Source organism: Cutibacterium sp. (assembly GCF_030525615.1).
Lineage (GTDB): Bacteria > Actinomycetota > Actinomycetes > Propionibacteriales > Propionibacteriaceae > Cutibacterium.
On the sequence record NZ_JAUNEJ010000004.1, the window covers coordinates 52,408 to 67,552 of the forward strand.

Sequence of the window (15,145 nt, forward strand, 5' to 3'; positions counted from 1 at the left end):
CTCAACGCTCCCGCAGGAACATCTGATACGAGGGGGAATCCGAGACGTCAGTCCACGGGTACCCGATGTGGTCGAGATGAGCGGGCAGGTCAGGGTCGTCAGCTGCCCCCTCAAAACCGGCCAGCACTCGGCCGGTGTCCATCGCGAAAGATCGGTAGTGGAACAGGGAGATGTTCCAGCGAGTGCCCAGAGTGGTCAAGAAGTGGGTCAGCGCCCCCGGAGACTCCGGGAAGACGAAGGAGACGACCTTCTCCCCAACGGCCCGCGACGGATGTCCACCGACCATGTAGCGGACATGGGTTTTCGCTGCCTCGTCATCAGACAGATCAACAACCCGGTGTCCGGCATTGCGGAGGGTCTCGACGATTTCGGCTCGCTCGTCGCGATGTGCCAACTGCACACCGACGAAGATGGCAGCGGAGTCGTCGTCGGCAAGACGATAGTTGAACTCGGTGACCATCCGGCCACCCAGCAGTCGGCAGAAGTCCAGGAAGGCTCCCGGGCGCTCGTCGATGATGACTCCGAACATCCCCTCGCGGTGCCCGCCGATTTCGGCGCGTTCTGCGATGTGACGCAGGGACCCGAAGTTGAGGTTGGCCCCGCTCAGTATGGTGGCGAGCTGTTCGCCGTGGATGTCGTGAGCGCGGGCATACTTCTTGAGTCCGGCCAGTCCGACGGCCCCGGCTGGCTCGGCGACGGCACGAACGTCGTCGAAGAGATCCTTGACGGCAGCGCTGATTTCATCAGAGTCGACGGTGACAACGTCGTCGAGGTGACTGACCAGGATACGGAAGGTCTCATCGCCGATGCGGGCGACGGCGACACCCTCGGCGAACAGAGACACCCGGTCCAAGGTGACGGGTCCACCGGCCTCCATCGCGGCCGCCAGACATGCCGACTCAGCCGGCTCCACCCCGATGATCTTGACCTGGGGCATGAGCTGCTTGACGAGAACCGCGATCCCAGCGGCAAGACCACCGCCACCCACCGGGACGAATATCCGATTGACGTCGGCGGCGTCTTGAATAAGTTCCAGACCAATGGTCCCCTGGCCAGCAATGACCATCGGGTCGTCAAACGGGGCGACATAGGTCAGCCCTTCAGCCTCGGCCAGTTCAAGGGCGTGAGTTTTGGCCTCATCGAAGGAACCCCCGGCCAACACCACCTCGCCGCCAAGATGGCGCACCGCGTCAACCTTGATCGACGGAGTGGGCTTCGGCATCACGATCTTCGCGGTGACCCCAAGCCGGGCAGCGGAGAGGGCGACCCCCTGGGCGTGGTTGCCGGCCGAAGCCGTCACCACTCCGGCACGACGCTCCTCCTCGGTTAGGTTACGCATTCGGTTGTAGGCACCGCGGATTTTGAACGAGTGGACCGTCTGACGATCTTCCCTTTTCACCAGCACTGTGTTGTCGAGGCGAGTCGAGACACTCGGCATGGGTTCGAGTGGGGTTTTTTCAGCCACCTCATAGACCGGTGCCCGCAGCACGGCGCGTAAGTATTCCTGGTCACTCATGACAGACATCGACGATCTCCTCAGTCGGCCACTGGGCGGACTTGGGACAGGTCACGTACGCCGCCACGGTCGGCTGAAGAGGCTAGCAAACCGTAGGCGCGCAGAGCGGTTGAAACATGGCGTGGACGTGGTGTGTGTGGGGTCCAGGCGTCAGCCCCGCGGGCCTCCTCTTCCTCCCGGCGACGTGTCAGCTCCGAGTCGTCGACGTCAAGGCTGATGGTGCGGTTGGGAATGTCGATGGTGATGGTGTCCCCGTCGCGGACCAACCCAATAAGACCACCGGAGGCAGCCTCAGGGGAGACGTGGCCAATGGACAACCCAGAGGTGCCACCGGAGAACCGACCGTCAGTGAGCAGGGCACACTCCTTGCCTAAATGCACTGACTTCAGGTAGCTCGTCGGGTACAGCATTTCCTGCATACCGGGTCCGCCCTTGGGACCCTCGTGCCGGATGACGACGACATCTCCGGCCTTGACCTTCTTGCCAAGGATTCCGGCGACAGCATCGTCTTGGGACTCGTATACGACGGCGGGACCGGAGAAAGTGAGGATTGACTCGTCGACACCAGCGGTCTTGACGATACAGCCGCGTTCCGCGATGTTACCGAACAGCACCGCCAGGCCACCGTCGGCAGAGTAGGCGTGCTCGATGTCGCGGATACAGCCAGCAGCGCGGTCGGTGTCGAGGCTCTTCCAGCGCGAGGACTGGGAGAACATCTCGGTAGTGCGCACCCCGCCAGGAGCAGCCGCGTAGAGGGTACGGATGTCCGGGTCGGGGTCGTTCATCAGGTCATGGCTGGCGATTTCGACGGCCATCGTCGTCGGGTTGCCGTCGGGGGACCACACCGTCGACGTGGTGGTGTCGAGAAGTCCGCCTCGGTCGAGCTCGGCGAGAATACCGAGCACACCGCCCGCACGGTGGACATCCTCAACGTGGAAGACATTGGTGGAGGGGGCGACCTTGCACAGGTGGGGGACCTTGCGCGACAGGGAGTCGATGTCAGCCATGGTGAAATCGACCCCACCCTCCTGTGCGGCGGCCAACAGGTGCAGGACCGTGTTCGTCGAGCCACCCATCGCGATGTCCAGGCTCATGGCGTTGTTGAAAGCCGCCTTGGTGGCGATGGAGCGAGGAAGGACGGAGGCATCGTCCTGGTCGTACCAGCGCTGAGCAAGGGAGACGACAGTACGTCCGGCCGTCTCAAAGAGCTTGCGGCGATCGGCATGGGTGGCCAGCAGCGAACCGTTGCCGGGCAGGGAGAGACCGAGGGCCTCCGTCAGACAGTTCATCGAGTTGGCCGTGAACATACCGGAACAAGATCCACAAGTTGGGCAGGCGTTGGCCTCCATGAGCTCAACGTCGGAATCGGCAGCTGTTTCGTCACCGGCGGCGACCATGGCGTCGATGAGGTCGAGCTTGCGCTCCCCGTCAGTCAAGGTCGCCTTGCCGGCCTCCATCGGGCCGCCAGAGACGAAGACTGTCGGAATGTTCAGACGCAACGCAGCCATCAGCATTCCGGGGGTGATTTTGTCGCAGTTGGAAATGCACACCAGAGCGTCGGCGCAGTGAGCGTTGACCATGTATTCCACGGAGTCTGCGATGAGTTCGCGGCTGGGTAGGGAGTAGAGCATACCGTCGTGACCCATGGCGATCCCATCATCAACGGCGATGGTATTGAACTCCTTGGGCACACCTCCGGCGGCGCGCACCTGATCTGCCACGATTTTCCCGACCTCGCGCAGCCCGACGTGTCCGGGGACGAATTGGGTGAAGGAGTTCGCGATCGCCACGATGGGACGGCCGAATTCGTTGTCCTTAGTGCCAGTGGCGCGCCAGAGAGCGCGGGCTCCGGCCATGGCGCGTCCGGTGGTGCTGGTGGCGGATCTCAGCGTAGGCATCGTGTTCCCCTCGACAATTGCGTACACATGACGACGCCCTCCGTCCGGAAGTGGAAGGAGGGCGCGCGGTTGGATTCCGGTGCGTGGTCAGACCGCGCGCCGGGTAATGAGACTCCAGCCGTTCATCATGGGTGTGACGCTAGCAGTGTTCAGGAACATGGAACGGTGGTCCGTATTCCGAGACGTGATTCAGGGGTGTAGATGTGCCATGAAGGGGATGATCGGGGCGAGCAGACCAGTGCTCATCCAGAACATACCGAAAGCCATCGCGAAATCGGCCAGGCCGGAAAGGCGAATTGCCAGCGGTTCGGTGGCCACCACATGACAAGTGGGAACCTTGCCAGGGTTCTCCGCTTTGCCGCTGATGGTTCGCCACAGACCAGCAATGGCCAGGGCCAACAGGGCGACCATGAGGGGGATTCCGGCGACGGCGAAATCATGGCTACCCATAGCCGTTTGCATTCCCTGGTTCATTGCGCTGTGGTCTGCCATGCCGGTGTGCTTTGGAGCCGCCGACATTGCGCGCATAGCGGCGAGGTGCCAGACCATGGCGGCAAACATGGCGGCGTGGCCCCACGATGACCACGAGGATCGCCAGGCGGCCATGAAGACCATCCACGCCGTGCAGATGGCGAAGATCACGACGGGTGTGGTCGGTCCCCCGATAGCCGAGACGAGGGGTTTCCACCACGACTTGGGCACCATGAGAATCATGGCGACGGCCATCAGGACGTGGACCCATGTGGAGATCTTCGTGACAACGGTGGGTGCCTTGACGGCGTCTCGCACCGACCACATGAGGGACCATGCAAAGAGGATGAGAAGCCCGACGAAGGTGACGGGCGTTGACGTAAGGGTGAACATTCCGCTCCTGGGTTGGGATCCGGCAGCGTGCCGAATCGCGGCATGTCACCGGACCCACAGGGAGTCAATGGGCAGCCCTGGGGTGGGTTCTACGAACGTGTCCCCAGGGGGACGGGACCGTGGGGGATGGTCCGATGAAAACCGGCGGATCCTAGGTACGGTCTGACGATCACCATACCTGCCAGTGGGATCGGTACGCCTATCGTGCGACATGTGCCCCCTCTCGCTGGGTTGAATGATCTGCTGTGGCTCGACATGACACACTGGAGTCATGGAGCACTACGACATCGTCGTTATTGGTTCGGGCTCGGGAAACACGATCTTGGATGAGGAATTCGCCGATCGGCGTGCCGCCATCATCGACTCGGGGACTTTTGGAGGCACCTGCCTCAACGTCGGCTGCATACCGACGAAGATGTTTGTGCTCCCGGCAGATTTTGCGACCTCTCCGTCTGAAGCAGCCAGACTGGGAGTCAATTTGCAGTTCCACGGGGCTTCCTTTGCCGCCATCCGTGATCGGATCTTTGGACGAATTGATCCTATTTCTCACAGCGGGCTTGAGTACCGCCAGGGATCAAAGAACATCGACGTCTACACCGCTGAGGCGAAGTTCGTCGATTCCCACACCATCGAGGTCGGGGACTCCCGCATTACCGCTGACCAGATCGTCCTGGCAGCAGGATCGCGGCCCCGAGTCCCTGACATCCTTGGCCTCGACGACCCCAGTCTGGCGAGGTCGATCCACACATCCGACACCATCATGAGATTGCCGGAGCTACCTCACCGTCTGGTGATTCTTGGCGGCGGGTTCATCGCTGCTGAGTTCGCGCATATCTTCTCTGCGCTGGGGTCTAGTGTGACCGTCATTAATCGGTCTGGGCGAATGCTGCGTCATGAGGACCAGGAGATTTCCCAGCGGTTTACCACACAGATTGGTCGTCGCGTCAGGCTGCGGATGTCGGAAGATGTGATGGGCATTGATCGTGATCCAGGTGGGCACCTCGTAGTTTTGACCGTTGACGGTGACGGAGTTGATTACGATTATCCAGCCGACATCGTTCTCAATGCCATGGGCCGGGTGCCCAATGCAGACCGCTTGAACCTTCCGGCTGCCGGAGTTGACGTCGATGATGACGGATTCGTGGTCGTCGATGCGCACCAGCGGACCAGCGTTGACCATATTTGGGCGCTTGGCGACGTGTGCTCCCACTGGGAACTCAAGCATGTGGCCAACCACGAGGCTCGGGTGGTGAGGCATAATCTGCTGCACCCCGATGACTTAGCTAGTTCGGATCACCGATTCGTGCCTCATGCGGTGTTCTCGAATCCCCAGGTGGCTTCAGTGGGTGCGACCGAGCAAGAACTGCTGCAGTCTGACACCCCCTACGGCAAGTACCTTCAGGAGTACGCGGATGTTGCCTATGGCTGGGCGATGGAGGATGAGGGACACTGTGTCAAGGTACTGGGTGACCCGAAGACCAGGACGCTGTTGGGTGCTCATATCATCGGTCCGCAGGCATCAACCCTGATACAGACTTGCATTCAAGGAATGAGTGCGGGGCAGACGGTCAGTGAGATGGCACGAGGTCAGTATTGGATACACCCCGCCTTGCCTGAGGTCGTGGAAAACGCGCTGCTGGGCCTTGACAAGGAGTTTGACAGGATTGCCACGGGGGCAAGGCCGAGGGCCTAGGGATGCGGCTGCTTTCGCATCTCAGCGTTGGCCTGCCGCCAGCACCCCATCAACGCAATTGCTGCTGGGTAGCCGTGTCCCTGAGCAACAGCAGATGGGTGGTGCCGCCAGGATGAAAGTCGATACCGGCTTTTTGCCCACGAGGGCGCACATGTCTGCCGACTCAGCCGAAACGACCGGAGATGTAATCTTCGGTGGCTTTCTCCTTCGGGTTGGAGAAGATCTTGTCGGTGCGGTCGATCTCCACAAGACGTCCTGGCTCTCCTTGGGCCTTCAGATTGAAGAAGGCTGTCTGGTCAGAGACGCGAGCGGCCTGCTGCATGTTGTGGGTCACGATGACCACTGTGAACCGTTCCTTGAGCTCACCGATAAGGTCCTCGATGGCCAAGGTCGAGATCGGATCCAGGGCTGAGCAGGGTTCGTCCATGAGAATGACCTCCGGCTCGACGGCGATGGCACGGGCTATGCATAGACGCTGCTGCTGACCACCAGACAGGGAGGCGCCGGAACGATCTAGACGATCTTTGACCTCGTCCCACAAGATGGCCCCGCGCAGCGACTTCTCACAGGCCTCGTCAAGCAGTTTGTTGTCGCGCACGCCGTTGAGTTTCAGGCCGGCTACGACGTTGTCGCGAATCGACATCGCTGGGAACGGATTGGCGCGCTGGAACACCATGCCGATATTGCGTCGTACCGCGACCGGGTCGACCCCCTTGCCGTAGAGGTCAACTCCGTCAAGCTCCACCTTGCCGGTGCAGTAAGCGCCGGGGATGACCTCGTGCATACGGTTGAGGGTCCGCAGCACCGTCGACTTGCCACAGCCGGACGGGCCGATGAAGGCCGTCACGGTGCGGGGTTCGACGGTCAGGTTCACCGACTCAACGGCGTGGAAAGAGCCGTAGTAGATGTTGAGGTCCTTGGCCTCGATCCGCTTTGCCATATTCAGCTCTCTTTCGTGTCACTTGCCCATGCGACGCATGTATCGACGCGAGATACCACGGGCAATGAGGTTGAGTCCCATGACGAGGATGATTAGCGTGATTGCAGCGCCCCAGACGACCGGGGTATCCACGCCGCCCTGAGTGTAGGCGTTCGTGATGACGGTCGGCAGAGTCGCGAAGTTTGGGGTTGACGGGTTGAAGGTCAGCTCGGTGTTGAACTGCAGCAACACGATGAGCGGTGCCGTCTCGCCCATCACTCGTGCCAGGCCGAGCACGATACCGGTGAGAATGCCGGTCATCGAGGTCGGCAAGACAACCTTCATGATCGTCTTCCACTTGGACACGCCCAACGCGAACGACGCCTCGCGCAGCGAGTCCGGAACAAGCTTGAGCATTTCTTCAGTGGAACGCAGCACCGTCGGCACCATGAGGATCATGAGAGCCAAGGAGGAGGCCCAGGCTGACTGGGTCCCTCCAAAGGTGGTGACGATCACGGCGAAGATGAACAACGCTGCGACGATCGACGGCACACCGGTCAGGACGTCAACGGCGAAGCTGACGACCTTGGCGATCTTTGTGCCTCGGGCGTACTCCACCAGGAAGATGGCGGTCAGAAGGGCGATCGGCACGGAAATGATCGAGGTGATAAGACCAATCTCGATGGTTCCGACGATGGCGTGGATGGCCCCCTGCTCAACCAGCTCGAAAGAGGGGTCCATCGAGTGGGTCCACCAGGCAGCATGCAAGAGGGAGCCAATACCTCGGCGGATGGCTGCGATCAGCAACCACGCCAATGGGATGATGGCCAGCAAGGTGGCGACAACCATGAACACCGACGCGCAGCCGCTCTTGGTGGTCCGTTTGCCGGATGGGCGTGAGAGGTCCAGTTTGCCGATCTCAGGAATGTTCTCCGCGTGTGCGGTGTGGGCAGAGGCGCTCATCGCTTGACTCCCTTCGCCGCGATCATGCGGGCAGCTGCGTTGACCACGAAGGTGATGACGAACAGGGCCAGGGCCGACGCCACCAAGGCGCCCAGCGAGGTGGGGTCACTGATGGCTTCGGAGAAGTTACCTGCGATCTTCGAGGCGAAGGTCTCGCCGCCGACGAAGATCGACAGGTTGAGTTTCTCTTTGAGGGCCATTGGGCTAATCGTTTGCAGAATCAAGGTAACTGCCAGCGTCTCGCCGAGAGCACGACCTAGGCCGAGCATGGACCCTGAGATGATTCCGGACCGGGAGTGGGGGAGCACAGCAAGCTTGATGACTTCCCAGCGCGTCGCCCCCAAGGCCAGTGCAGCCTCGATTTGATCGTGCGGGGTCTGGGCCATGACGTCGCGGCTGACAGCAGTGATGATCGGCAAAATCATGATGGCCAGAACCAGGCTGGCAAGGAAGACCGTTCCGGTGGCAGAGGACCACGACGGGTCTTCCGAGAAGATCGGAATCCAGCCGAGCACTGCGATGATGACGTCGCGCAGGCCGGCGACAATGCTTGACGAGCCGAAGACGGTTCCGCCCCACAGGCCGAAGACGATGGAGGGGACGGCGGCCAATAGGTCGACCACGAAGGCGACTGGGCTGGCGAGCTTCTTGGGCGCCAGCTGGGTGATGAATAGAGCGATTCCCACTGAGAGAGGAACCGCGATGATTAAAGCGATAAGGGACGAGATGATTGTCGTCCACAGCAAGGCTTGGATACCGAATGCCGGCGGATTCTGGTCTGTCGTCCAGGCACGGGAAGTGAAAAAGTTGTCGGTGTTGGCCGCCAGGGTCGGTGCCGCCGTCTTGATGAGGAAGATGAACATCAGGATGACGATGATGGCCAGCGCAATGGCGATGACCGACGAGGCGCCGGCAAAAACCCTGTCCCCGAGCCTGGACACCGGTTTCATCCGGGACGCGGCTGTTGGCTGCCGGTGCGCCGTCGATGTGGTTTCAGCCATGGACTTCCTTCGTCGCGATCATAGGTGGGGATGGGGCGGGAGGACGCGGTTTATCCTCCCGCCCCAGAGCACCGGGATGACATCACCCGGGCAACGTCGATCAGGAGAGAGCCTGAGCGGAGGCCAAGACCTTCGAAGCGACATCGGAAGGCAGCGGAGCGTAACCGAGATCCTGGATCTTCTGCTGCTCCTGCTCGGAGGCGTAGAAGGACAGGAAATCCTTCAAAAGGGCGGTCTTGGCGGCGTCCTGGCCCTTGGAGCAAGCGATCTCGTAGGTGACCAGAACGGCGGGGTACACACCAGCCGGGGTGTCCTTGTACTGCAGCTCGAGTTGCAGGTCGTTGCCCTGACCCACAATCTTGGCAGCCGAGACGGCCTTGCCAGCGGACTCTCCGGTCAGCTTGACCGGGCCGTTGCCGTTGTCAATGGCGGCCATGTCGAGGTTGTTCTTGGTGGCGTAGGACCACTCGTCGTAAGAGATCGAGTTCTTGGTGTCCTTGACAGCCTGAGCGACTCCAGCCGACTTGTCGGCACCCTTGCCAGCTCCCTTCCAGGTCTTGGAGTGCTTCTCGGTCCAGATGTCACCAGCGGCCTTGTTGAGGAATTCGGTGAAGTTGTCGGTGGTGCCCGACTCGTCCTTACGGTAGAAGACCTCGATCTGAGCGGACGGGAGCGTAGCGGAGGGGTTCTCCTTCTTGATGGCCGGGTCGTCCCACTGCTTGATAGCGCCGGAGAAGATCTTCGCGAGGGTCGGGGTCGAGAGGGTCAGGTCCTTCACCCCGTCAACGTTGTAGACCACGGCAATCGGCCCGGCGGCCAGCGGCAGGTGCCACGGATCAGCATTGCAGCGCTGCTTGGCCTTGTCAGGCTCACCCTTGTCCTTGTTGAGAGCGGAGTCGGAACCGGCCCAGTCGGTCTGCTTGCCGATGAAGGACTTCACGCCAGCCCCCGAGCCGGTGGGAGAGTAGTTGATGGTGGCCGAGGAGCACGCAGCCTTGTAGTCAGAAATGACCTGGTTGATGGCGTTGAGCTGAGCTGAGGAGCCAGCACCCGAGATGTTGCCACCAGGGCATGTCGGCTTGAAGGAGGCAGCGTCAGCCGAAGAGCCGCCGGACTGGGTGTCAGCGCTGGTAGCCGAGCTGGCGGCGGGAGCCGTCGTGGCTTCGGACGACGAGGCAGAGCTGGAGCCCTCGCCGTTGGCACCACAAGCGGTGAGGGAGATGGCGCTAATAGCAGCCAGAGCAGTGATCTTGGCGAGACGATTCGTCACGGCACATCCTTTTCGAGTGATCTCCTGGAGCCGTCATTGCGGTCCTTGGTACAGAGCTGACGCTACGGATTGAAGGTGTCGCAACAACCGCGTCAAGGTGAACACCAGGTGAATACCCATGGCAACCTGATTGAAGAAAGCCGCTTCGAGCCGGCGATTCTGACCCCTTGCGCCCGATCGTGACCCCTGACGTCAGTATTTTGACGAATACCACTCTTGCCGGACCGTATGCCCCGCCTCATCCAGATGAACGATTAAGGATTCCGCAGTTGACATGGGGCGATTTGCCCCGCCGAGGGCGTCCCGCATGGTTGGCAGAACAGGTCTGTGGCCACACACTGCGATAGGACGTGAGGGATCCGAGAGGGCACGACCGGCGATTTTTCTCATGGCAGACACCGTTTTCGCCGGGTCATCCTTATACGTTTCCTCGCTGAGAGCGTCAATCGCGACGATCTCGGCCCCGATACTCTTGGCATACGGCTCAAGAGTCTGCATACATCTGGTGGACGACGAGCTGGCAAGGCGAGACACCCCAAAAGCACCGAGCAGGTCACTGAGCGCCTTGGCCTGACGCCGACCGCGCCTTTCCAGCGGGCGCTTGGCGTCCTTGGCTTTCTTCTTGCGAGAACCCCATTCCTTGCGTGAGACGGCCTTGCCATGACGCACGAGGATGACTGTCGAGGTTGCCGGTAGGTCGAGGGCTTCCTCGAGGACCTGGACATCAGTGGAATAGCTCAGCTGCTCTAATGCCTGCTCAGTGGGAATCCAGAACGCGCCGTCAACTTCCTCCGGACTCGCGGTCGCTTCCTGAAATGATCCGCCGATGGCAACCCCGAGCCACCACGACACAATCTTTGCTCGCGACTTCGGCTTGCCGCTGGGAGTGGAGCGCTTGACGGTGTATTCGGTGGGCTGCAAAGGCATCGACAACCGGATGGTGATTCCGGTTTCCTCAGCAACCTCGCGCACTGCGGTGATGGGGAGGTCTTCTCCTGGTTCAACCTTTCCCTTGGGCAGGGAGAGGTCGTCATAGTCGGGTCGATGGACGACGAGCACCTCACGGGTGCCCTCGGTGCTGTCAATGCTGCGCAACACGACTGCACCAGCAGCCTGGATAGGGCCCTTTCCCATCTCGGCTCACCGCCTCCTATCGCGAGTTCGTCGGATGAGTTCTTCTTGAAGGTCGGTCAGGACATTGCCGTCAGGATCGCGGGAGACCTCGGTCCAGGTGCGGTCATGCAAATGCCACGACACCGTCTGTGGGCTGAAGGCCATCTCGAACAGCTTTTCGACCTCGGACACATGCTGTTTGTTCGACAAGCCGACAAGGGCTTCCACCCGTCGGTCCAGATTACGGTGCATGAGGTCAGCCGATCCGATGGCGACCATCGGATGACCGCCGTTGGCGAACCAGAAGATGCGGGAGTGCTCGAGGAACCGTCCCAGCACCGAGATGACGCGGATGTTTTCGCTCAGTCCAGGTACCCCAGGGCGGATGGCGCAGATCCCACGCACCCACAAGTTCACCGGCACTCCGGCCCGAGAAGCTCGGTAGAGAGCGTCAATGACGCGCTCGTCGACGATGGAGTTGACCTTGATCTTCACACCGGCTGGTAGGCCGGCCCTCTTATTGTTGATCTCGTGTTCAATGGCGTCGATAATGCCGTTGCGGATGCCCTCGGGGGCTACCAACAGACGGCGGTACCGCTTCTCGGCGGTCATCCCGGACAGATGGTTGAACAGTCTTGCGACGTCCTCGGTGATGATTGGATTCGATGTCAGCAGGCCCAAGTCCTCATACTGACGAGCGGTCTTCGGGTTGTAGTTCCCGGTGCCGATATGGGCGTAACGACGCAGCCCCTCGCCCTCGTCGCGAATCGCCAGGGCCAACTTGCAGTGGGTCTTGAGGCCGACCATGCCGTAAACGACGTGGACTCCGGCTCGCTCAAGAACCCGCGCCCAGGTGATATTGGCCTGCTCGTCGAATCGGGCCTTGATCTCCACCACAGCGAGCACCTGCTTACCAGCTTCGGCGGCGTCGACAAGAGCGTCGATGATGGGGGAGTCGCCCGAGGTGCGATACAGGGTCTGTTTGATCGCCAGCACCTGGGGATCGTGGGCGGCCTGCTCGATGAACCTCTGCACGCTCGTGGCGAAGGAGTCATACGGGTGATGTACCAGCACGTCGCGACGACGAATAGCCGCAAACATATCCGCTGGACGAGCCGTCTCGACCTTAGCCAGGTGCGGATGTGTGATGGGCAAAAAGTTCGGGTACGACAGGTCGTCGCGGTCGACGTCAGCCAAGGAAAACAGGCCGGTGAGATCAAGGGGAGCAGGAAGTCGGAAGACCTCCTTGTCCTTGATGTCGAGCTCTCGGGTGAGCAGGGCGAGCATTTCGTCAGTGATGTCGTCCTGGACCTCGAGGCGCACCGGGGGACGCCCCACCTTGCGGCGCAGCAGCTCCTTCTCCAGGGCGAACAGCAGATTCTCGGCGTCGTCCTCTTCAACCTCGAGATCTTCATTGCGGGTGACGCGGAAAGTGGTGTGCTGCAGCACGTGCATACCGGTGAACAGTTGGTCAAGGTGACGACTGATGATTTCCTCCAGCGGGAGGAATCGTCCTTCCCCAAGGTTGACCAGCCGTGGCAGCACTGACGGCACCTTGACTCTCGCGAACTGCTCGGCTCCAGTGATGGGGTTGGCGAGCATGACGGCTAGGTTGATCGACAAGCCGCGAATGTAGGGGAACGGGTGCGAGGGATCAACGGCCAACGGTGTAAGGATCGGGAAGATACGCTCCGAGAAGAGGGTGCGCATTCGACCCTTTTCCTCGTCGGTCAGCTCCGACCAGCGCAGAATCTCGATACCTTCGGCAGCCAAGCCAGGACGTACCTCCTCGGCGAAGACGCGCGACTGCTCAGCGACAAGATCGTGAGTGCGAGCCAAGATCGCGTCATGCAGTTCACGCGGCAGCAGACCGGCAACCGAGGGGACGGCGACCCCGGCGTCGATACGGCGCTTGAGGCCAGCGACACGCACCATGAAGAACTCGTCAAGGTTGGATGAAAAAATGGCCAGGAATTTCGCCCGTTCTAACAGCGGAATGCGCTCGGAATCTCGGGCAAGATCCAGCACCCGCTCGTTGAACGCAAGCCATGACAGCTCACGGTCGCTGTAGCGATCCTCTGGCAGTTCGTCGGGAGACGACGGGGAAACCCCGGGGTTGGGCTTCTTGGCCATGGGCACACTCCTTGGAGACTTGCCCGCCCGCAGCGTGGTGGGCGTAGCAAGACTATCCGACGTTCGTAAAGGACCCGACCTTACGTCCCCTCAGAAGAGGAGCAAACTCAGCGTTCGGCTTGCAATCGATATCCGACAGAGCGCACTGTCTGAATGTGTCCCTCATACTCGGGGCCAAGTTTTGCTCGCAGCCGACGGATATGAACGTCAACAGTCCGGGTGCCGCCCAAATAGTCATATCCCCACACGTCTGACAGCAAGATGGTGCGGGTAAGCACTCGCCCGGGGTGGCCGACGAGATATTTGAACAGCTCAAACTCGGTGTAGGTGAGGTCAAGATTCTTGCCCTCGACCATCGCGGTGTAATTGTCTTCGTCAACCGTGAACGGGCCGGCGACGAGCTGGTTGGTCATCTGGACAGTGACCAGGCAGCGCAGTCGAGTCTCTGCCTCGCCCGGGGTGGCCGTGTCGTAGAGGAAATCATCCATGCCCCATTCGGGACTGATGACAGACACGGTGTCCGGGCCAGCCAGCACCAAAATAGGGACCCGTCTTTCCAGACACGAGAGCCGCAGACACGCATCGCGAGCTTTCACAGGCTCGTCACGACAATCGACCAGAACGATGTCGACCCCTTCGAGGTGAGACAAGCATTCTGCTAGATCGTCGTATCGGGTAATGCGGTGCGGAAGGAGTTCGAAGGCCTGGGGAAGCGAGGCATCGAGGGGACCCAGTAAGGACAGGCGTGCCATCCGTATGCCCCCCATGTCGTCGAAATGCCAGAGCTGTCATGCACCTCCATCATCCCACGCGTTACGGATGTCTCATCAGCACTACCATGGTTGGAGTGACGAGGTTGCCTGACGAGTGGTTCCGCCCGGACGAGGACGAGTCCGGGGCGGACGAGCCGCGTCATGCTGAGAAGTCGAAGTCTTCGGACGACCCGTCAGATTCAGACCCCCGGCGCGCTGACAACCGGCACTCCGCTAACCAACACTCTGCCCAAGAGAATAATCGCGTGACGACTAGCGGATCTATCCGTGTCGTCAACGACGAGACTGGCACGAGCGTCGTTGTCGGTCACGCCCACCCCGTCAGTATCACTGCTGCCGTGCATCGGCGTCGATTCCCAGTCTGGACGCTCATGGTGGCTGCAGCCCTCGTTGTCGGATTGGTACTGGGCACCTTCGCCGCCCCGTCCCGTGGTAGCACCGACGCAGTGAAAGCGGCTGCGCCCTCGGCCTCTTCGACACCGACCTCATCGGCAGCGACGCCTTACCAAGGCCCGGGCAAGCCCATTCGTGGGTTGAAGGCAACGGCGTCGTGTGTCTCGGACCCAGCTGTCGATTCTGATGGTGATGTGGTGCGTTATGGCTCGGAGTTTTTGCTTGACGATAAACCTCAGACAGCCTGGCGGTGTACCGGGTCCGGGGAAGGCCAACAGATCACCCTGACCCTTCCGCACTCTTCCCGAATCGTCGGGGTGGGAATGGTCAACGGGTACGCCAAGGTCTATGGCGACGTCAATCTCTACCCGCAGTACCGACGGGTGCGAACGGTGCGTTGGACCTTGCCCGACGGCACATGGTTCAACCAGGACTTCACCGACGATGACGATTCGATCCAGAAAGTCATGGTCTCGCCACGCACGGTCAAGGGAGACATCACGTTGACCATCATCGCCACCACCGAACCGGGACTACTCGGGGAGCCGAGCCGTGACTCCGTCCTCATCTCCGGCATCCAAGTGTATGAAGAGGGCTGAGGGGGCAGGC

General features: G+C 61.0%; 12 protein-coding genes. 2 read left to right on the forward strand and 10 right to left on the reverse strand.

Features of this window, described 5'->3' with window-relative positions; genetic code table 11:
* Position 1 precedes the first annotated feature (1 nt).
* The 3 genes from ilvA to Q4B98_RS07195 form a co-directional block, all read right to left on the reverse strand.
* Complete coding sequence (gene ilvA / locus Q4B98_RS07185; RefSeq protein ID WP_303196446.1) at positions 2 to 1,525, reverse strand: threonine ammonia-lyase, biosynthetic; 1,524 nt, start codon at positions 1,523 to 1,525, stop codon at positions 2 to 4.
* An 11-nt stretch (positions 1,526 to 1,536) separates the two neighbouring features.
* Positions 1,537 to 3,414 carry a dihydroxy-acid dehydratase gene (gene ilvD / locus Q4B98_RS07190; RefSeq protein ID WP_303196447.1) on the reverse strand — a complete coding sequence of 626 codons (1,878 nt, stop codon included), beginning with the start codon at positions 3,412 to 3,414 and terminating at the stop codon, positions 1,537 to 1,539.
* Positions 3,415 to 3,603: 189 nt separating this feature from the next.
* Positions 3,604 to 4,278 (reverse strand): DUF5134 domain-containing protein, encoded by a 675-nt coding sequence (locus Q4B98_RS07195; RefSeq protein WP_368492325.1) that lies wholly within the window; start codon positions 4,276 to 4,278, stop codon positions 3,604 to 3,606.
* Positions 4,279 to 4,549: 271 nt separating this feature from the next.
* Here Q4B98_RS07195 and Q4B98_RS07200 point away from each other — a divergent pair, with 271 nt between their 5' ends.
* A complete protein-coding gene (locus Q4B98_RS07200; RefSeq protein ID WP_303196448.1) occupies positions 4,550 to 5,971 on the forward strand; it encodes a mycothione reductase in 1,422 nt (473 codons plus the stop codon).
* Positions 5,972 to 6,134: 163 nt separating this feature from the next.
* On the opposite strand, the gene pstB is transcribed toward Q4B98_RS07200, so the two are convergent.
* The 7 genes from pstB to Q4B98_RS07235 all read right to left on the reverse strand — a co-directional run bounded on the left by pstB (position 6,135) and on the right by Q4B98_RS07235 (position 14,122).
* Positions 6,135 to 6,911, reverse strand: a complete 777-nt coding sequence (gene pstB / locus Q4B98_RS07205; RefSeq protein WP_303196449.1) for a phosphate ABC transporter ATP-binding protein PstB — start codon at positions 6,909 to 6,911, stop codon at positions 6,135 to 6,137.
* An 18-nt stretch (positions 6,912 to 6,929) separates the two neighbouring features.
* Positions 6,930 to 7,853, reverse strand: a complete 924-nt coding sequence (gene pstA / locus Q4B98_RS07210) for a phosphate ABC transporter permease PstA (protein WP_303196450.1) — start codon at positions 7,851 to 7,853, stop codon at positions 6,930 to 6,932.
* Positions 7,850 to 8,854 (reverse strand): phosphate ABC transporter permease subunit PstC, encoded by a 1,005-nt coding sequence (pstC, locus tag Q4B98_RS07215; RefSeq protein ID WP_303196451.1) that lies wholly within the window; start codon positions 8,852 to 8,854, stop codon positions 7,850 to 7,852. Before pstC ends, pstA begins: the two co-directional genes overlap by 4 nt.
* 100 nt (positions 8,855 to 8,954) lie before the next feature.
* Positions 8,955 to 10,124: a phosphate ABC transporter substrate-binding protein PstS gene (gene pstS, locus Q4B98_RS07220; RefSeq protein WP_303196452.1), complete on the reverse strand. Its 1,170-nt coding sequence runs from the start codon at positions 10,122 to 10,124 to the stop codon at positions 8,955 to 8,957.
* A 192-nt stretch (positions 10,125 to 10,316) separates the two neighbouring features.
* Complete coding sequence (locus Q4B98_RS07225) at positions 10,317 to 11,258, reverse strand: NUDIX hydrolase (RefSeq protein ID WP_303196453.1); 942 nt, start codon at positions 11,256 to 11,258, stop codon at positions 10,317 to 10,319.
* Positions 11,259 to 11,264: 6 nt separating this feature from the next.
* On the reverse strand, positions 11,265 to 13,370 hold the full coding sequence (locus tag Q4B98_RS07230) for an RNA degradosome polyphosphate kinase (protein ID WP_303196454.1): 2,106 nt from the start codon (positions 13,368 to 13,370) through the stop codon (positions 11,265 to 11,267).
* A gap of 107 nt (positions 13,371 to 13,477) precedes the next feature.
* Complete coding sequence (locus Q4B98_RS07235; protein ID WP_303196455.1) at positions 13,478 to 14,122, reverse strand: response regulator transcription factor; 645 nt, start codon at positions 14,120 to 14,122, stop codon at positions 13,478 to 13,480.
* A 104-nt stretch (positions 14,123 to 14,226) separates the two neighbouring features.
* Here Q4B98_RS07235 and Q4B98_RS07240 point away from each other — a divergent pair, with 104 nt between their 5' ends.
* Positions 14,227 to 15,135, forward strand: coding sequence for a hypothetical protein (locus Q4B98_RS07240; protein ID WP_303196580.1), 909 nt, complete (start codon positions 14,227 to 14,229; stop codon positions 15,133 to 15,135).
* Positions 15,136 to 15,145 lie beyond the last annotated feature (10 nt).